Genomic DNA, 17,475 nt, shown 5'->3' with positions numbered 1-17,475 from the left:
CCGCCGGAACGACGCCCAGGGAAAGATGGACAGGCATAGGCTGATGGTGGTGGCGTCCATGCTGTACAGCTTGCACTTGAAGCGGAATTTGTGACGAGGCGCACGAAGATGGCACAGGCCATACATTTCAGCGAACAGGTCTTTGAAAAATTCCACAGGCCTTGAATTGTTGGCATCGGCAACCGTGGAACGCGCTACTGATTTCAAGCCGAGGTGATACAGCCGTCTCTTGGCCGCCTCCAAGGCGCGAAGCCCATCGCGTAAAGAGCGCCTTGCAGCGAGTTGGATAAAGGCCATGACGGTGAATTGCTCCTTGAATCCAAATTGGCGTGAAGAGCGGCCAGTTTTGTGCTTGCGTTCGAGTTTTTCAAAAACATGTCCCGGTATCAGGGATAGCAGTTGAGAGAAGAGTGTAGTATGATGGCTCAAGTCCAAAATCTCCTTGTGTGGCAAGTTGTTGTGGTAACTTCTTATACCACATACTGCTGAGATTTTGGACTTTTTTGTTACCCCTTAGCCGGACAGCAATGAAAATATATATTATTCATAAAACACTGCAAGTTGCCGTAAGGCAAAGCATTGTTTTACAAAAAGGGTAAAGTTCGCCGTAACGGCCAGAGCCTTCACGCTGCCTATCCACACATCTCAAAAAACCGCCATTGATTTTATCAACAACAAGGCGGGCATATTCAGCATTACTATATTCTTCGGCACGAACTTAAAAATAAATAGAGCAGAAAGCAAACCAAGATTTCACAGCAGCCAATCCGTATACATTCTTAAGTAAACTTCTATTAATAAATACAATATACTAAAAGATTTAGTCAAAAATAGCCACAGTCTTTATACAGCAAATATCCGACATAAAAATAACATTTAACTTTTTGATAATATTAAATAAAATGATAAATTTTTTCCATTTTGTGAAAAAAAATTTATGATGGATGTTTTTTTGCAGTCCTACGATCCACAGCCGGTCATGCCCGGCGCGGTGCAGTGCTACAGTTCGCCAGCCCGTTACTGAAGAGCAAGCCGACATCTTAACGCCGCTGCCCTTGCACCGCACCGCCGTTGCCCGGTGCATCCGGCCGGACGGTCTTTGCCCCCTGCCCTTCCGAAACTTTGGTGCAGCTTCGCAAACTGCCCTGCCGCCTGCAAAGCAGGCGATCCCAGCGAGGCTGAGCATTTCAAAACTGCCGTCCTTTCACGGTAACGAACTAAAAATATATATCTTCATGACATAAAAGCCGTTTGCAACCATGTCTGCAGAGCACAGCAAAGGCCGCGACTCCCCGAAAAGGAATCGCGGCCTTACTGTATCGCGCCAGTCTCAGAGAGACGGTCAGGATTTTTTCAGGTTTTCCACCAGGTCCATAAGACTCTGCGTCTGCCGGCGCAGTTCATCAAGCTCACGCAGGGCCACCTTCATGGATTCCGACGTATTGCTGGTCAGATAGTTTACATCACTGATGGACTTGTTGATCTCGTCGCTTACGGCAGACTGCTGCTCGCTGGCCGTGGCGATCGCGCGCACTTCGTTTGCGGTCTTGTCCACCATGCCCACGATCTCTTGCAGCGACTGGCCGGATTTATTGGAATATTCCGTGGCAACAGAGATATTGTCCACGGCGTCATCAACCTGCTGGATGCTTTGCGCCGCGCTGGACTGAATGGCCCGGATGGCATCGCCCACATCTGTGGTGGATGTCATGGTTTTTTCCGCCAGTTTACGTACCTCGTCAGCCACAACGGCAAATCCTCGCCCTGCATCGCCTGCACGGGCCGCCTCAATGGCCGCATTGAGCGCCAGCAGGTTGGTCTGGTCGGCAATATCCGAAATAACGCTCATAATGCGGCTGATGGCCCTGGCGTGCTCGTCAAGCTGGGTCATGCCGCCCTTGAGGCCCATCGACTGCTGCTGCACCTGCTGAATGCTGGATACGGCCTGCGAAACCACGCCGGAACCGGCTTCTGCCAGCTTGCGCGCCGCATCTGAAATGTCCGCAGCGCCGCCCGCATTGTGGGCAACAGCAGTCACCGTGGAATTCATTTCTTCCATGGCCGAGGCTATTTCGGCAAGCCGCTCCACAGCCCGGTTCAGGGCAAGATCGGTATTTTCCACCTGCTCGGCAATGTCTGAAACCGAATTGCCAAGTCTGACGGCAACTTCTTCAATGCGCGCCGCAGCGCTTGACATGCCGTCGCACCGGGCCTGTTCCGCCCGTGTCTTGGCCTGCTCTGCCTCATTCATGGCGACCTTGCACTCTTCGCCGCACCTTTCGGCTTCTCGGGCTTTTTCCGCCGCCTCAAACACCAGCGTACGCAAGTTTTTTTCCATATGGCGCAAGGCATCGGCCAGCATGCCCATGTCGTCCGAGCCGCGCACCGTCAGTACGCTGTCCTGCTTGCCATCGGCCACATCAAGGGCATACCTGGTTATCTTGCGTACCGGCGCGCTTACGCGCAGGCCAACAATCACCGAAATGCCCAGCTGTACCAGCAGCAGGGCGGCGGCCACGGAAACGGCAGTGACAACAGCCTCATTTTCAAGTTTTTTCAGTTCGCCTATGGGCGCCCCCGTAAACCACATGCCCACAATCTTTCCATCGGCGGCCTTCACCGGCCAGTACGCTGACTGATAGGGAACACCAAGAATGGTGTTTTGCACAAAAACCGTTTCGCCGCGCTCAAGCACGGCATCAATGACGTTCGGCGCTTCAAGCTTTGTACCCACGGCACGCTTGTTGTCAGACACAATGGTCGTCATGATGCGCGTATCGCCCTTAAAAATGGTGACCGCAGCCCCGGCAAGCTGGCTGAGCCAGTCCAGATAGTCAGGAGTGGTAAGCGAAACGCCGATAGATATGGTTCCCGCCAGCTGCCCTTCGTAAAAAACAGGCTGCGATGCGCGTAGCGTGAAAGGATTGAGCGGCCCGGTCACCACAGCCTGAGCCGGAACGCCCTGCATGGCCTTGGCAACGGTTTCCTGCTTGGCAATGCTGTCGCCGTATTTGCTCTTGGAATGCCCCCGCGCAATAACGATACCCTGGGCGTCCGTTACAGACATAAAGTCTGATCCGGCCATTTTCATGGCCTTTTCAGCAAGGGTAAAAACCTCATCATGATCCTTATAGGCCATGGCCCGGGCCAGCCGCTCATTGGCGGCAATAAAGGCGGCATTTTGGGCAAAGCGCTGTATGGTCATCTCATTGGCGGAGTGAACGATATTCTGCATGCGGTGTATGCTGTTGCGCAATTCTTCATCCATCGGCTTTTTCATATAGTAGATGGATACAAACAAAACAACGGCACAACAGGTAATGAGAGCTGCAAACAAAGATCCGACATATTTGTGGGTAAGGCTCAAACGCATCTGCCACTCCTCATGCTTACGGCATCTTGAAAGTATGTTCGTTGCCTCTATAAAAACACGCTGGAGATACACGCTGCAGAGTAAAGATTGTTACAAAGGCGGCTCCTTATTAATATATGTGCAAAAAGCACGTAACAACATCAGAAACAAGACAAAAATTGTCAGGTATCATAAATCATCCTGATATGTGGTGCCTTTTAACATCATATCGTCTGGTGGAGATAATTGTTTAGACAAGACTATAAATTGCATTATTGCCGGAGTCAAAAGGATAGATAAAAAAACGAACAGAAATATGGCCGCACTTACGCAACTCCATGAAATATCGACTCAAGGCAAGGCCCGGCAAACCACAGGAATTACGGCGGCGCTGGCAGCATGCGCTGCTCCGCCAGCGCCGAGCATGGCATGCCGGTGGGGCGCTTTGCAGCAGCGCCCTGCGGGTACGCCCTGCTTCAGCAAAAAAAAAGCCCGCCGACGTTGTGTCGGCGGGCAAAACAGTGAACAGGAAAACCGGGCAGGATCAGCCCATTTTGTGGCGCACCTGACGGCACAGGCCCATCAAGGCATCATACTCGTGCCGCCGCAAGCCGGCCCTGGTAAAAAGCCGCCGCCAGGGCATGATAAAATAGTCGGGATTATCGCCGTGCAGATAATCAAGGCGCAAGAGCATGTCCTTGAGGGATTCCATCAGGCGTTCCTGCTCTGCCGCCGTCACCTGCCTGGCTCCGCCGGGGTGGGCTTCTTCTGTATTTTGGGTATCGACTTTGGGCCGCTTGCGCACGGCACCGGCACATTCATACAAAAGCAGCAGTACGGCCTGCGCAAGGTTGAGCGAACTGGCCGCAGGATCGGTCGGTATGGTCACAAGCTTATGGCAATGGGTTATTTCCTCATTGTTCAGGCCCCTGTCTTCCGGGCCAAAAACAAGGGCCACCCTTTCGCCGCGCGCCAGAGCTTCTGCCACATCCGCAGCGGCCCGGCCGGGCGAAAGCAGGGACTGACGCCAGCCCCCCACCCGCGCGGTGGTTCCCACCACCAGAGTGACAGGAGCCACGGCCGCCGGCAGATCAGCATGCACCTTTATGCCGTCCAGCAGGTCCTGTCCTTTGGGCGTGGCAAGGGGTCGGGCCTTTTCTTTGTCCCACCGTTCGGGGTCCACAAGGTGCAGCGACGAGCAGCCCATGTTCACACAGGCCCGCGCTGCCATGCCGATATTTTCAGGAAAACGGGTTTTGACCAGAACAATGTCCAGTCCGTCAAGCAGGGAAGTCATATCAGCACACGCCTCCGGCCAGGGCCAGCACCAATTGCAGCGGATCGGAAGAACCCGGCAGCGTTTGCGTCGGCATTTGGGGCCATATGCGGCTCGCCGCCAGAGCCAGCATGGCCCCGCCAACGCCGCACTTGCACACTGTGCCTAAAAAGCGCCCTACCATGGCCCCAAAGGCCGCATCCAGAGATTCGCCCAAGGGACGGCCCTTGAGCATTTCCATTACAAAACAGCCGGTCCACGCGCCCGCCACCGCGCCAATGAGCGCCCCGAGGCCAAAAAACAGCGGCGCCAGCAAAATGGCCCCGGCAATGGCCCCGATCATGCCCGCAAAAGTGCCTGACGAACTTGAGCCGTACCGTTTGGCCTTGACGATCTGCATGCCCAGTTCCAGGGCTTCGCCCACAAGCGCCAGAGCTATCATTATGACCCAGAACCAGACGTTCATGGCGTCCGAGGCTGGGTGCGCCATCTTCCACAGGGCCACGAGGCCCAGCAGAACCCAGTTGGCGGGCAGGCCAAAGACGTTGAGCAAAAGTACAAAACCCAGCAGGGTTATGAAGGCGCCCGCCAGCAGGCTGGCCAGGGGAAAGGGCAAAAAATCCATACGGGGTCCGGGTTATTTTTTTGCACGCATGTCTTGCAGGCGAACGGCCTTGCCTTCGGTACGCGGCAGACTGTTGCTCTGCACAAGCTCAACCCTGGGTGTGATGAGGATTTCATCACGCAGGCGCTGGGCAATGTTTTTTTGCAAGCTTTGGAGAACGCGCATGTCTTCCACAAAAAATTCGTCGCGCACTTCCACCTGCACGCGCATGACATCGCCGATGCCATCGTTTTCCAGCAGAATCAGGTAGCTCTGCCCCACTTCGGGGAAGGTCATGATGACCTGCTCAATCTGCATGGGGTAAATGTTGACGCCCTTGATGATAAACATGTCATCCGCGCGCCCGAGGATACGGTCCATACGGCGGTGCATGCGCCCGCAGCCGCATGCGCCGGGCAGAAAACGGGTAAGGTCGCGGGTGCGGTAGCGCAGAATGGGCATACCCTGGCGGCAGAGGCAGGTCATGACCAGTTCGCCCACTTCGCCATCAGGTACGGGCTGCCCTGTTTCCGGATCCACAATTTCAGGAATATAGGCGTCTTCCCAAAGGTGCATGCCGCTCTGCTCAAGGCATTCAAAAGCCACGCCCGGCCCGTTCATTTCGGAAAGGCCGTAAGAGTTGTACGCCTTCATATCGAAGAGACCTTCGATACGGCGACGAAATTCTTCGGTATACGGTTCTGCGCCCACCAAAGCGATGCGCAGGGGGAATGTACGCGGGTCTTCGCCCATATTACGCAGATGTTCGCCAAGGATAAGCGCATAGGAAGGCAGAATATGCGCCACCGTGGTGCGAAAATCCTTAGCCAGCTTGATCTGGCGACGCGAGTTTCCCGCGCCTGCGGGGATGGTCAGACAGCCCAGACGCTCGGCCCCGAAATGAATGCCCAGACCGCCCGTGAACAACCCGTAACCGGACATGTTCTGAAACACGTCTTCACGGCGCACGCCCACCATGTGCATGCAGCGCGCCATAAGGTCGGCCCAGGAATTAATGTCGTTTTGCGTATGACAGATGGCAACGGGCGACCCCGTGGTGCCGCTTGAACAGTGCATGCGCACAATCTCGGCCTGAGGCACGCAAAGCATGCCGGTGGGATACTGGGTGCGCAGGTCCTCCTTGCTGGTGAAGGGAATGCGGCGCAAGTCATCAAGGCTGCGCAAAGAATCCGGGCCGATGCCCGCCTCGTCGAGGCGCTGCCGGTAAAAGTCGCATTTGCGGGCCTGAGCCACCGTATTTTTCAGCCGGACAAGCTGGGTTTCCTCAATGCGCTCCCGGCTCCACAGTTCCGCGGGGTCAAAAACTTCCATGCCTCTCCTCACCTTCTGGAGCATTGTCAAAACTGTCGGAGGCCATCCCCCCGGACCGGATCAGGCGGCGGGCTGCGCCTGAAAATCAATCGGCATGCGTGCGCGCCCAGCCCCACAGCAGCCCCAGGCTGCCGGCCAGCATCATGTCGCCGTGCGGCGCCAAAAAGCGCCCGTGGCCCTGCAGCAAGGCACGCCTTGGACCGGTAATAAAGGTAGGCAGGTAGCCCCCGGCCTCTTCACAGTACGGGCCAAAGGCCGTGCCGTGACCGCCCGTGGCCTGCACTTCTTCGGCAGGCAGCCAGTGTTTGCGGAACTGTTCCAGATCCGCCAGCAACTGTTCCAGGCTGCGCATGCCCGTGTGGTGCTCGTAAATACCGCGCACCAGCCCTTTATACACAAGAGCCGCCACAGTATGACCGTTGCCCACATTTATGACGGTTATGCCCTCGCGGAAGCTGCGGTCCATAACCTCGCTGTCGCACAGCGCGCCAAGCAGGGCGCTGGCCCCGGTATCGGCCACAGGGCCTCCGGTTTTGTCATGCAGGGGCTGCAAGCGCGTAAGCGCCGGAGGCGGCGTGGAATATATCCAGGATGCAGGATCGGCAGACTCGGCAAGAAGCCGGTTCCACATGAGCATTCTGCCCAGCCGGTTGCCCTCCACATGATGGCCGTGATCCTGAGCGGCCGCGAGCACCATATGCGGTTGCGGCAGACCGGACATGCGCAACAGCCCGGCCCAGAAGTCCGGGGCGTAATCCGACAGAAAAACAGGAACGCAGCCTTCAGGACAGACGGTGCAAAACTCCACCCCCATGCCACGCACCACATCCTCACGATCGTGGATGCCGCGCGAAGCCGCCGGAGTAGACCACACCTTGAAACCGGCCCTCAGGTGTTCTTTGACAGCCTGGCTGAAGCCGCCGCCCATATTGCCGCCATACAGCCACAGGTCACGCCGCAGCAGCGTCAGTTCGCGGATGCGCTGGGCGACCATGCGGGCTGGCGAGGGTAATACGAAACGCGGCCAGTTTTCGCACTCAAGGCCCGGACGGGCCAGCAATGCGTCCTGAGTGCCGCTGCCGATATCCACACACAGTACAGGGCCTGTACTGCGCAAAAATTTATGTACGCTTTCGTCCATTGGCAGTCTCCAGTGAGCGCCTGAAGTTACTCGCAACAAGCCGTAAGCGCAAGCCCCGGCAAATTTTTTAAAAAAATGCTTGCCAAGACCAGCACAATGCGCTAATTCATTTTTTCGCGCCGAGGTGGTGGAACTGGTAGACACGCTATCTTGAGGGGGTAGTGAGGATTCTCGTGCGGGTTCGAGTCCCGCCCTCGGCACCATAAATAAGCAAACAAAGCATGAGGTTACAGTAACACGCTGTAACCTCCTTTGTTTTTCAGAAGCTGATTTTCAAATCTCGCCAGTATGGCCAACAGGCCTCATACTGTCACACAAACCTGTGCCACAAACTGTGCCACAAAACTGTGCGAGAGAATGCTATGTCAGCGTCAATTTCACATCAGCTTCCCCCCACTCCATCCCCACGACAAGCCTCTCCGCTTAAGGCTGTTAAAGAACGCCTGCCTTCATATCTTTATTTGCGTGAAAAAACGTATTACTTTCGATTTAGGGTTCCTCAAAGGCACATATCCCGGTGTTCTTGTAAAGAAATCCGGCTATCACTTCATACCGACAGCCTTAAGGAAGCTAAACGCAAATCAGCCCTTGCGACGATCTCCATTCATAGGCTTTTTCAGGAGAAAGCGATGGTTAGCCCTGATGACATGTCAAAATTACGAGATTACATACACAACAAAACTCCTGATTTTGTGGAGCCGGTGGTCGATTATCCTACGACAGTACATGCCCTTCACTCATGGTTAAATGCCCATGGGCATGATTACACACTGAAGGAAGTTGCTGCCCCCTTAAACATGCAGTTCCCCTGCATGGCTCTACCAGAATTCTCGCAGGAACGCTTATCCATATTTTTAAAAAATAGCTCTGCCGACTGCGTACTTTCTTTTGGTGACATCAAAAAGCGCCTTGCGGGCTATTTCCGTTACGCACTAGAAAGTGATGCGCAAAACCCCGACTCACGCACTCAGTTAGAAAACAGAGAGCTGAAACAGTCTCTTTTCGATATGCATACCCCAAAAGACATGGGGATAAGCACAAAATTCTTATACATGGCCATACAGCAACAGTGCCGTGCGGCCATTGACTCCCCCCCTTTACTCTGCCTGGCAGCATCCGACTTTCTTGAGCAACTTATTTCGTTGACTCTTTTTGACCGAAAAGAAATTTCAGAGAAAAATTATCTTCAAATAGTTAATGAATACTGCAAATTTTCTGTACAATACTATGATGCTCTTCTTGCAAGGTTAAGTAGTGACTACTCAAAAGAACACCATCTGTTATCACTCCCGCATGAACAATACCCAAAGACGATAGAACCGGCATATATCGCCACGCCAACAAAAAAAGATCGCTTGGAACGAAGAAAAACTAAAACACTCTCAGTATTTTTAGATAGTTATCTGCAAACTAAAGTTTCAGATGGCAAAAAAAATGAACGTTATACCCCTGAGCTGAAAAAACATATTGAGCTTTTCATTAAAGCAATCACTGACAAGCCTATTGATATGTATGTTCGTGATGATTTTCGTAACTTTCGCGAATTACTCATGAAACTTCCACCTAATTTCACAAAACGCAAAGATTTACGCGATAAAACGATACAAGAAATTGTTGGCATGCATCATGAACATACACTGCAAGAAAAAACGATAAATACATATCTTGTTGATGTTTCTGCGATGTTTAATTGGCTTGTAACAGAGGGATACTTAGAAAAAAATCTTGCCACAAAGCTTACAATAAAAGAAAAAATTTCAGAAATTGACTCTCGAGAAGCCTTTAGCCTTGATGACTTAAAGAAAATTTTCAAGAGCAGTCGTTTTGAATCATATAAAACAAGCACAACCCCCTCGAAATACTGGGTTCCATGGATAGGTTTGTATACAGGCATGCGAGTTGAGGAAATTTGTCAACTGCATTGTGCTGATGTGTATCAGATTGATGGCCTATGGGTGGTTGACATAAACAACCGGCCGGATGACAGCGGTCTTGAAGACAAAAAACTTAAAACAGCGAATGCAAGCCGTATTATTCCATTACACAATCACCTACAAGAATTAGGTTTTCTACAGTATCATGCAAAAATGAAAGAAGCTGGAGTTCGTTTGTTCCCGGATCTCAAGGCTCTTGGGGAGAGAAAACAGTATGCCAAAATCATCAGCAAGGATTTTGGCCCGTTTATTCGTCGCCTAGGCATTGAAGGAAAAAAGACATTTCATTCTTTGCGCCATACATTCAGCGACTTTTTCAAGAAAAAAATGATGCACACCCCCATATTTGAGCAAGTCTTTGGCCACACGCACGAAACGCTCGCAGCACGTCGCTATGGAAGCAGATTTACTCCGCAAGAATGCTACGACAAATTAATTTCTCTCATAAATTATGGCTTACAATAACAGTCACATAACTGCTGCCTAACAGAGGCCGAAGACAAACAAACTGCAAACACATCGTAAAATGTATCCGTCTCAGATACTGAGCAAGCCTTATACAAGAAAAAAATCACCTATTTCGTTTTTTTGCCTTAAAAATGTTGAAACCCTCAAATACCAACTTGTTTTGGAGAGTAATCAACGATTTCATCGTTTAAAGACAGGGAAGCGAGAATATTCCCGCTTCCCATAAGGTTTCTGTCTGTAGCCCCCTGCTTCTATCCTCCTTCGGGCAGTTCCAATTTTTCCGGCTCGTCTTCAATCTCTTGGCCGGCTTTCCTGTTATCCAATTCTACGGCCACCGCCGCTGCAGTGAATACGCCGATTATCCCTGCTAGCGCTCCGCCGATAAATACCCATGTCTTACTCATAAGGGCTCCATTTAGTTGTGATATTGCGAAAGATAAGAGCAACCTCCTATCTGCCTAATCATCCATACTTTCTTTGACAATTTGCAAAACAGCTATGGCAACTGCAATCCAACCAGTATAATTCATGAAGCCTCCACTACTTTTAGCAGCGCGGGATGCGCCGTTTTTTGTTAAACACAAAGAAACTGAATAACCCCGTCCGGCACCTAGGGCTAAAATCGAGGGGGACCATCATACCGCACAACCCTTGAGCAATGCAGTTTGCAGCATTGCAAACATTGCTGGCACCAGATCAGGTAAATCGTTGACCACCCTGCTTGTGTGCGGCAGCAGATGCATGATGTGTTCATCTCGTATGCCAAGACCATAAACTTCAAGGCCAAGTTTTTGCGCCACCCCGATGGCATTGTTTGCAGCCAACTGGTTATCTGGCATGCCATCAGTGATAACCAGAATTATCTTGCGCCGCTCTTTGAGGGGCAACATGGTTTGCAAAACCCACCACACGGCCCCCGCTAGGGGGGTCCCTCCAGAAGCCCGAAGGTCGAACAAATCTGGCACCGCCTGCCCGTGTTGCATGATGGGGAATACTGAATTGGTTTCCGTGACTGCGGGAAAAGCTGTTACTGCAGGGTTCACGCCACGGATATGGCTCAGCGCGGTTGCCGCAGCAAAACAGGCCCGATTGGCAAGATTAATCGGTGCGCCAGCCATGCTGCCGCTTACGTCCAGCAGGACATGGACAGCCGTATTGAGGCCCAGTTGCACAGACTCTTTTTGGAAAACACGAGCATTGCCGACCTGCAGGCGGTGTAGCGAATTGGCGTGCAGAGCCCCTCTACGCCCGATACTGCAACGCCTTTGGGTTTGTGCCTGCAGAAAGCCCTGAAGGCGAGTGCGCAGGGCAATGCTGGTCTGAAGGGCTTGCAGCTTCTGCCCTGCTGGCAAGGGTGCTGCTTGTCGAGTGCCTTCCACGGCCACGGTCAGTGCGTCACCAGCGGATTCTGCGCTGCTATTGGCAAGCTCAATCGCTATGATTTCCCCAAGATTCTGGGGTAAGTCTTGTACCTCCGCATGAAATAGGGCTTTAAGCGGTAAAGCACTAAAAGCCCTTGGCGGTTGAACCAGATCAGATTGCTGGTCAATTTGTGAGGCAGAATCGGTGTCCTCCTTTGTCAGCGGGGGCATGTCACCCTGACCGTTTTTATCCGTACATTTGGTGGTTGCAGTTGGTTGAGGCGGTTCCCACTGCCGGATGCACAGGGCGATTTGCCGTGCGTATGCGACTGCTGCCGCCGTATCTGGACAATGAATGTAGACCTTCACTAGGATAGCATCCAGAGCCTCTTTCAAACTGGGGAAGTGCTGCTCCATGATGCGCGCTGCGTTTTGGCGTGCCGGATTTACTTCATCTACATCCCAGGCCCGCACCGTCAGAAGCACATAATCCAAAGTAACAAGGGCCGGGGAATCGTCCCCGGCCCTTGGCTGTGCTTGCTCTACAAAGAATCGTCGTATCAACCAGTTTAGGTTTCTCCGGCAACCTGGAAAAATACCCGACAGCTTCTTTTCAACACGCCAATCTTCGAGGCAGTTGAACAGGTTGAAGGTCACAGGATCAAGGTTTGCCGCTTTCAGCACGCTAAAATCTGTGTGCCGTATATGGGCAGCCTCATGGTCTGTGAACCCCTTGGCCAGAGCCAATAATTCCGGCTCACAATCCATGGGCAACGATGGCAGATGGATAACTTTACCGTTGGTGCAGGCTTCCTTGCCGCCAATACGTACCTGCACGCCATAGCGGTCGCTAAGGATGGACGCCAGCAGGGGCAGACAGTTGAGAACGTCTTTTGTGCGTACCATGGCGTCACCACAGACCAAGGCTGGGGATGGCAGGATGCGGCAAAGCGCTGTCAGCCACGGGAATCTCAGGCAGGATGGGTTCATCGTCCATATTCCCATCCATGGAGCCATCCATCTGTCCAGCAAGGCCGTCCGGCTCGTGGATAACGTCCGGACCAGCCAACAGGGCATCCAGCACAAATGCCGGGCCGTAGCCCTCAATTACTTTCTGGGCGTGGCCCACAAGAGCCGTACTGTCTTTGAGCAGGCAGACCAGTCCCTGCAACAGTAGCAGGTCTGTACCGGTGATGTTGCCCTTCTTGGGCATGCGCAACAGTGCAGCCTGCACGATGTCAGCTACCGGGGCCACATGCGGCTCTACGAAAGACAAGCCAGTGAGCTTGGCATGCAGGGTACGCAGCGGTGAAAGCGCCTTGTGGGTTACCTCCGTCTTGCCGTGATAAACCCTGCGCCAGATATCGTCAGCCGACTTGGCCACCTCATCAAACAGTGTGCCGCCGAGGCCCTGCACCTCTTCCGCTAGACCGGCTTCCAGCACAGCGGTGTTGTCTGTGTGCTGCTCAAGCGGAGCCACCTTGTACAACTGCCAGCGGAAATCCATGCGGGCGCGGACATATTCAGACCCCACAAGGGAGTTACGAATGATTTCGCCCCACTGATGGTGCTTCTCAATCCATGCCTGCACATTTTGGTCATAGTCAGCCAGAAATGCTTCCTTTTCTTTCTGGAATTCAGTGCGGATGTTAAGCAGCTCCTGCACGATTTCGCCGGCCTTTTCTTCGGGAATGGCCCAGCCAGACATGAACCGCACCCCGTTCCGGTCAAGGTAGTTGAAGGCGCGGGCTTTGAGTGTGCCGAACACCTTGAGGTTTTCCGGGTCGGCAATGCGCTTTGAGCCCAGAGAAGCCAGATCTTCGGGGGGCAGTTCCGCACCCCCCAGGTCTTCCTGGCTCATTTTGCGCCGGGCTGACCATAAGCTGACGTTAAGGTTAAGGGCCAGCAAATTGTCCAAAATGCGGATATCAGAAACAAGCTGAGTCATGGTAGCCTCCTAGAATGAGCTTTTTGTTGTATTGAGGGAGTAGCCTTCTTTGATTTTCTTTTCTGCGCGTGCTTCAAGCTCCATCACGGAATTGTTGCCCTCACAGTTTTCGGCGGGAATAAAGTGCTGCTGGCCAACGGTGTCCGGCTTGCCCCACTTTAGCGTGAGGCCCACAGGGCTAGCCTCGCCGATCCAGAACTTGCCGTCCTGCTTTTTGCCAGAAAGGTTGTGGACTACCTGAAGATGGACGAGGGGCTTGGCCACCGTGGGTGTGTGGTGCAGATGGCCGCGCATGAAGCGTAGGGCTTGCTCGCCTTGCAGGATTTCAATTTCTGCCGTTACGGTTTGGGGGGACTCACCTTCCATCTGCTGCGGGAACATACGCTGAGCCAGCTCGTGCAGCATGGCGCGGGTTTCGCGGCTGGCGCGGTAGGCCAGGGCACGGTCGAGGGCATAGGTGACAGGCTGTATGCCCTGGTGGGCCAGAGGCTGGAAGCGCACGGTCAGATCCCCCCAGCGCAGCAGGCTGCGCGTGGAGAAGGTGACTTCTATGGTGTTGGTGAGGTTGCCGGTTGATGCCTCACCCATGAACAGTTTGCGGACTTCATTGGCATAGTCCACCATAGTGGCACAGAGCGTTTCGGGCAGCGAAGAGAAGCGCTGGGACAGCAGCTTTTTCTCCACAGTTGCATCAGGGTAGCCCACTTCGCAGATGGTGAAGCGGTCGAGCCAGGCGAGATTCTGGCGTTGTGTGCCTTGGTACAGGCCCGTGTCATCGCCAGCGCCATTGGTATTGGCCGTGGCCACGAAACGGAACATGGGGTGCGGCTGGATAATTTCACCCCCATTTTCTGCAATGCACAGGGGGGAGCCGTCCAAAACGCTGTTCAGGCCAGCGGCTATTTCTGGTGAGGTTAAGTCGATCTCATTAAGCAGCAGAACTGCCCCATACCGCATGGCAAGGGCAAGAGGGCCATATTCAAAGGTCATATTGCCGTCTTTGACCGTCAGATGCCCCACCAGATCGGCGAACTCCAGCCGCCCATGGCCGGTGACCTCAAAGATCGGATAGTTGAGCCTGGCTGCCAGTTGTTTGATGCAACTTGTTTTGCCACAACCTGTGGGGCCGAAGACATAGAGCGGTTCATGTGCCCCCTGTGCCCCTTGAAGATTTACGAACCAGACCACCATGTCGCGGCTCGACTCATGGAAGATATAGTCGTGATCAATTGCCGGGGTGTAGGCCGAAGGAACGGCATAGCCCCTGACCGTGGTGCCAGAGGGCTTGCCGCTGAAAACTTGACCGGCATTAAGGTCGGTGGGCTGAAGAGAGTCAAGTTCAGAAATATTCGTGCCTTTCATTATTGCCTCCAAAAACAGAAAGGCGCACCCTCATGGGTACGCCTTCCTGTAAATTTATTATAATGACTGTTAGTTATGTTTTGAAATATGCCTTAAAAGCTCTGCGGGGGTTGTTATTTGCAGTTCTGGAAATATATGCCGCAGTTCTAATAAGTGTTTATCCCCAGACACTAGAAAAGCGGCATTGGCTGCTTTTGCTAAATGAATGAAGACTGCATCATCCCTGTCACGAAGTTCTGAAACTTCTTCAAGAGGAATTTCAAGTGGGAAAGTCTCAGCCCAGGGCAGAAATTCAGCGAGCAAACTCTCAATTTCTTGGGGTTCCAGCTTGAACTTTGGGTAACTTAACACCCTGATCAATTCAGTGACGGTTTCACGACAAACTACAGGGATGATTCCTTCAGTCTGCCATATTTGACGGAGCTCAGCTATTCTTCCCTTTGAGAAAATAAGCGCGGAAACAAGGCAGTTTGTGTCTAAAACTACACGAGGGGCCATAGCTATGCTCTACGCCCCCACTGGACAGCATCCGTTACATCCTGCTCACTGATGCCAAGAGCCGCTAGTTTGTTGCGTACGGCGTCAACTGGCCGTACCTGCATGGGCGTGAGGACTATGCGACCATCTTCCAGCGACACATCGAAATATTCGGGCTGGTCAATCTGCTGCACAATGGCCTTTGGAAGCGTAAGCTGATTCTTAGAGGTAAGTTTGGCAAGCATCGCGGCCTCCTTTTTTCGCTAGAGTAAAGAATCCGTGATTAAAGGATACGTCTTGCAAATTATTTGTCAAGCTACGTGGTTCTCAGCTTATCCTCCTTGCGTTATCGCGCTCTGTGAGTTTGTTTCTCCAGATTCAGTTTATAGGTGAAATACTTAATTTTTCGAAAGGAGAGCCAACGCGCTCGCAGCGGGCAAGCAAGGCATCTACGTCAATGTTACCCAAGCCTTCAAAGCGGAAGATGGCAGTCAGTTCTTCATGTAGGGCTTCGCGATTAAGCGTGCTGCGCCCTGCTGCCACTGACATGCGGAATCGGTAGTTTCCCGTGTCTACCCAATCTCGTGTGCCAGACTGCCGGTGAACCAGCTTAAGCACCGTCTCCATTTCTTTGATTTCGTTATCCAAAGCCGTGCGCTGTTCCTTGAGGGCCGCCAGCTTTTCAAGTGCCGGTTCCCATTGCGGCATCTGCACTCCCTGTGGGAATTTGGGGCAATCGCCATTATATTCGCAGTAGGAACAGATTGGGTAAAAACCTTGGGCGCAGGTTACCTGTGAAAGGGACAAATTCCCGGCACGGTGGGCCGTGAGGTCGCCCCAGAGTTGGACCGCATGGTCAAGGGCCGTATCCAACATGGCCTGATTGAAACCATAAGGGCCGAACGCCTTTACCTCCTTCATAGAAAGGCAGAGCAGCCAGGCTTCCATATTCAGTTCCTCAGCTTGCTTGGGCAACGGAAGGCCAAGATGGGCAAGACAAAGTTGAGGGAATGTCATTTTCTCATGCAGAAGCGCACCGTCCTCAGCACGAAGGCTGAACACGGGTTTGCTCCATGCTTTTGTTAGCAGGCCGATCTGCCCATGTAGTTGCAGCAGATGGGAATCGTGAGGCAAAGCAGGTAGTTTGTCTGTGCTCTTCACTTCCAGAATGCGTATTGCATTGACGGGCGCGCCCCAGACCAGCACAAAATCAAGATGGGCTTTAATGGGCACGCCCTGATGCTGCCAGTTGATCTCAAGCTGGGGCAATACATGCAGGCCCAGCGATGCTAGAGCTTGCCCAACCCCGGACTCAAACCAGTGCCCGCGCTGCAGCGTAAGCAGACGCTCCAGGCTGTTTGTGGTGGGCAGCACCTTTCTGGCCAGTGCAGCCCGTGGACATTCCCAGTGCTGACCGATGTCGCTCATACCAATGTAGCTGGAGCGGTCGCCCAAATGCGCAAGTGTGTCTTTGTGGGCCACGGCTTGCAGGCCCTGCCTTATTAACGCCCTCAATCCTTCCGTGCGGTCCATCTGTTCCATGCTTTAGTCTCCATAAAAGCGAAAGGGCCGCCATCAGGCAGCCCTCTCACTCGGTATTTTGATTATTGTTATGCGGCATCGACATACTTCCACCACAATTTTCTCTGCGGGTTCCAACGGAAGCCCGAACCGGTAAGTAATTCCTTTTTTGCCTGCGTGTTGCCGGTGGCAATGATGCAAGGCCGTCCGTCCTGGGCGGTAACTTGCTGGTAGGTGACGCCTTCCAGCGGCGGGAGATTTTCAAGGCTTGCTGGCGGAAGATTTGGGGGGCCTGAAATGTTGAGTGTGGTAGATGGCTCGCATTGCCGCGCATTTTGTGATTCAGGGGCGTTCACGGTCAGTTTGGGACGTATGGGCGATTTTTTGCCATTTTTTGCCCCTTCGCCATCGTCATCTTCAGTTACCATGCCCAACATGGCGGTTAGAGCGTAGCGTCGGGCGTATGTTATTGCCGATCCCATGCCCTGTGGATCGGCCTTCGGCAGAGGAACCACGGCAAGAGAGCTTTGCCATTGCCCTGATTCTGCATGCGTCAGCTTGGTAACCAGTCCTAAAAAGTTGGACTGCTCCACAGGTACAGGATACTGGCACATCCAGATGCCGTTTTCGATGAGCGCGTTGCGGCACGCGTCCATGACACTGTTGAGACTGGCGTACCAACTCTTGGTGAATGGGTTT

The 17,475-nt window shown here is 53.1% G+C and carries 15 protein-coding genes, 1 tRNA gene and 2 pseudogenes (1 of these 18 running past the window's edge); 3 read left to right on the top strand and 15 right to left on the bottom strand.

What is annotated here, in order from left to right:
• The 7 genes from V6C16_RS00440 to V6C16_RS00410 form a co-directional block, all read right to left on the bottom strand.
• The coding region (locus tag V6C16_RS00440; RefSeq protein ID WP_333542710.1) for a DUF4372 domain-containing protein at positions 1-435 on the bottom strand (435 nt) is incomplete at its 3' end.
• 385 nt (positions 436-820) lie between these two features.
• Complete coding sequence (locus tag V6C16_RS00435; protein ID WP_333535256.1) at positions 821-1,186, bottom strand: hypothetical protein; 366 nt, start codon at positions 1,184-1,186, stop codon at positions 821-823.
• A gap of 156 nt (positions 1,187-1,342) precedes the next feature.
• Positions 1,343-3,373, bottom strand: coding sequence for a methyl-accepting chemotaxis protein (locus V6C16_RS00430; RefSeq protein WP_333535255.1), 2,031 nt, complete (start codon positions 3,371-3,373; stop codon positions 1,343-1,345).
• 523 nt (positions 3,374-3,896) lie between these two features.
• Positions 3,897-4,649: an RNA methyltransferase gene (locus tag V6C16_RS00425; RefSeq protein WP_333542709.1), complete on the bottom strand. Its 753-nt coding sequence runs from the start codon at positions 4,647-4,649 to the stop codon at positions 3,897-3,899.
• 1 nt (position 4,650) lies between these two features.
• Positions 4,651-5,253 (bottom strand): DUF456 domain-containing protein, encoded by a 603-nt coding sequence (locus V6C16_RS00420; RefSeq protein WP_333542708.1) that lies wholly within the window; start codon positions 5,251-5,253, stop codon positions 4,651-4,653.
• Positions 5,254-5,265: 12 nt separating this feature from the next.
• Positions 5,266-6,564, bottom strand: coding sequence for a phenylacetate--CoA ligase family protein (locus V6C16_RS00415; protein ID WP_333536657.1), 1,299 nt, complete (start codon positions 6,562-6,564; stop codon positions 5,266-5,268).
• A gap of 85 nt (positions 6,565-6,649) precedes the next feature.
• Positions 6,650-7,705 (bottom strand): DUF1786 domain-containing protein, encoded by a 1,056-nt coding sequence (locus tag V6C16_RS00410; protein WP_333542707.1) that lies wholly within the window; start codon positions 7,703-7,705, stop codon positions 6,650-6,652.
• Positions 7,706-7,823: 118 nt separating this feature from the next.
• Here V6C16_RS00410 and V6C16_RS00405 point away from each other — a divergent pair.
• From V6C16_RS00405 to V6C16_RS00400, 3 genes and pseudogenes are all read left to right on the top strand, one after another.
• A tRNA-Leu gene (locus tag V6C16_RS00405) sits at positions 7,824-7,908 on the top strand.
• A gap of 159 nt (positions 7,909-8,067) precedes the next feature.
• Positions 8,068-8,316 (top strand): annotated as a pseudogene (locus tag V6C16_RS14895) (DUF6538 domain-containing protein); the annotation flags it as partial.
• Between the two features lie 18 nt (positions 8,317-8,334).
• Positions 8,335-10,104 (top strand): site-specific integrase, encoded by a 1,770-nt coding sequence (locus V6C16_RS00400; protein WP_333534961.1) that lies wholly within the window; start codon positions 8,335-8,337, stop codon positions 10,102-10,104.
• Between the two features lie 254 nt (positions 10,105-10,358).
• Here the strand turns inward: V6C16_RS00400 and V6C16_RS00395 are convergent, their stop codons facing one another.
• The 8 genes and pseudogenes from V6C16_RS00395 to V6C16_RS00360 form a co-directional block, all read right to left on the bottom strand.
• The gene (locus V6C16_RS00395) at positions 10,359-10,511 is read right to left on the bottom strand and encodes a hypothetical protein (protein ID WP_333534962.1); all 153 of its coding nucleotides are present in this window, start codon (positions 10,509-10,511) and stop codon (positions 10,359-10,361) included.
• A 231-nt stretch (positions 10,512-10,742) separates the two neighbouring features.
• Positions 10,743-12,374 (bottom strand): cobaltochelatase CobT-related protein, encoded by a 1,632-nt coding sequence (locus tag V6C16_RS00390; RefSeq protein ID WP_333534963.1) that lies wholly within the window; start codon positions 12,372-12,374, stop codon positions 10,743-10,745.
• 4 nt (positions 12,375-12,378) lie between these two features.
• On the bottom strand, positions 12,379-13,416 hold the full coding sequence (locus V6C16_RS00385; RefSeq protein WP_333534964.1) for a DUF3150 domain-containing protein: 1,038 nt from the start codon (positions 13,414-13,416) through the stop codon (positions 12,379-12,381).
• A 369-nt stretch (positions 13,417-13,785) separates the two neighbouring features.
• Positions 13,786-14,778 (bottom strand): annotated as a pseudogene (locus tag V6C16_RS00380) (AAA family ATPase); the annotation flags it as partial.
• A 69-nt stretch (positions 14,779-14,847) separates the two neighbouring features.
• Positions 14,848-15,276: a putative toxin-antitoxin system toxin component, PIN family gene (locus V6C16_RS00375; protein WP_209819096.1), complete on the bottom strand. Its 429-nt coding sequence runs from the start codon at positions 15,274-15,276 to the stop codon at positions 14,848-14,850.
• Positions 15,277-15,278: 2 nt separating this feature from the next.
• Entirely contained in the window at positions 15,279-15,500 is a 222-nt protein-coding gene (locus V6C16_RS00370) for an AbrB/MazE/SpoVT family DNA-binding domain-containing protein (protein ID WP_096152631.1), read from the bottom strand.
• A gap of 133 nt (positions 15,501-15,633) precedes the next feature.
• Entirely contained in the window at positions 15,634-16,797 is a 1,164-nt protein-coding gene (locus V6C16_RS00365) for a hypothetical protein (protein ID WP_209819094.1), read from the bottom strand.
• A gap of 68 nt (positions 16,798-16,865) precedes the next feature.
• Positions 16,866-17,475, bottom strand: partial view of an ERF family protein gene (locus V6C16_RS00360; RefSeq protein WP_333534966.1) — the 3' portion only. The gene runs 92 nt beyond the window's last position; only the last 610 of its 702 coding nucleotides appear in the window; its start codon lies beyond the right edge, outside the window; its stop codon occupies positions 16,866-16,868.

Source organism: Desulfovibrio sp. 1188_IL3213 (assembly GCF_036763145.1).
GTDB lineage: Bacteria > Desulfobacterota > Desulfovibrionia > Desulfovibrionales > Desulfovibrionaceae > Desulfovibrio.
This window is presented reverse-complemented; position numbering and strand designations above follow the sequence as displayed.

What these genes read in the sequence shown, in the direction of transcription:
- V6C16_RS00435 (WP_333535256.1), bottom strand. Translation starts at nt 1,186, where the DNA reads ATGCTCAGCCTCGCTGGGATCGCCTGCTTTGCAGGCGGCAGGGCAGTT.
- V6C16_RS00430 (WP_333535255.1), bottom strand. Translation starts at nt 3,373, where the DNA reads ATGCGTTTGAGCCTTACCCACAAATATGTCGGATCTTTGTTTGCAGCT.
- V6C16_RS00425 (WP_333542709.1), bottom strand. Translation starts at nt 4,649, where the DNA reads ATGACTTCCCTGCTTGACGGACTGGACATTGTTCTGGTCAAAACCCGT.
- V6C16_RS00420 (WP_333542708.1), bottom strand. Translation starts at nt 5,253, where the DNA reads ATGGATTTTTTGCCCTTTCCCCTGGCCAGCCTGCTGGCGGGCGCCTTC.
- V6C16_RS00415 (WP_333536657.1), bottom strand. Translation starts at nt 6,564, where the DNA reads ATGGAAGTTTTTGACCCCGCGGAACTGTGGAGCCGGGAGCGCATTGAG.
- V6C16_RS00410 (WP_333542707.1), bottom strand. Translation starts at nt 7,705, where the DNA reads ATGGACGAAAGCGTACATAAATTTTTGCGCAGTACAGGCCCTGTACTG.
- V6C16_RS00400 (WP_333534961.1), top strand. Translation starts at nt 8,335, where the DNA reads ATGGTTAGCCCTGATGACATGTCAAAATTACGAGATTACATACACAAC.
- V6C16_RS00395 (WP_333534962.1), bottom strand. Translation starts at nt 10,511, where the DNA reads ATGAGTAAGACATGGGTATTTATCGGCGGAGCGCTAGCAGGGATAATC.
- V6C16_RS00390 (WP_333534963.1), bottom strand. Translation starts at nt 12,374, where the DNA reads ATGGTACGCACAAAAGACGTTCTCAACTGTCTGCCCCTGCTGGCGTCC.
- V6C16_RS00385 (WP_333534964.1), bottom strand. Translation starts at nt 13,416, where the DNA reads ATGACTCAGCTTGTTTCTGATATCCGCATTTTGGACAATTTGCTGGCC.
- V6C16_RS00375 (WP_209819096.1), bottom strand. Translation starts at nt 15,276, where the DNA reads ATGGCCCCTCGTGTAGTTTTAGACACAAACTGCCTTGTTTCCGCGCTT.
- V6C16_RS00370 (WP_096152631.1), bottom strand. Translation starts at nt 15,500, where the DNA reads ATGCTTGCCAAACTTACCTCTAAGAATCAGCTTACGCTTCCAAAGGCC.
- V6C16_RS00365 (WP_209819094.1), bottom strand. Translation starts at nt 16,797, where the DNA reads ATGGAACAGATGGACCGCACGGAAGGATTGAGGGCGTTAATAAGGCAG.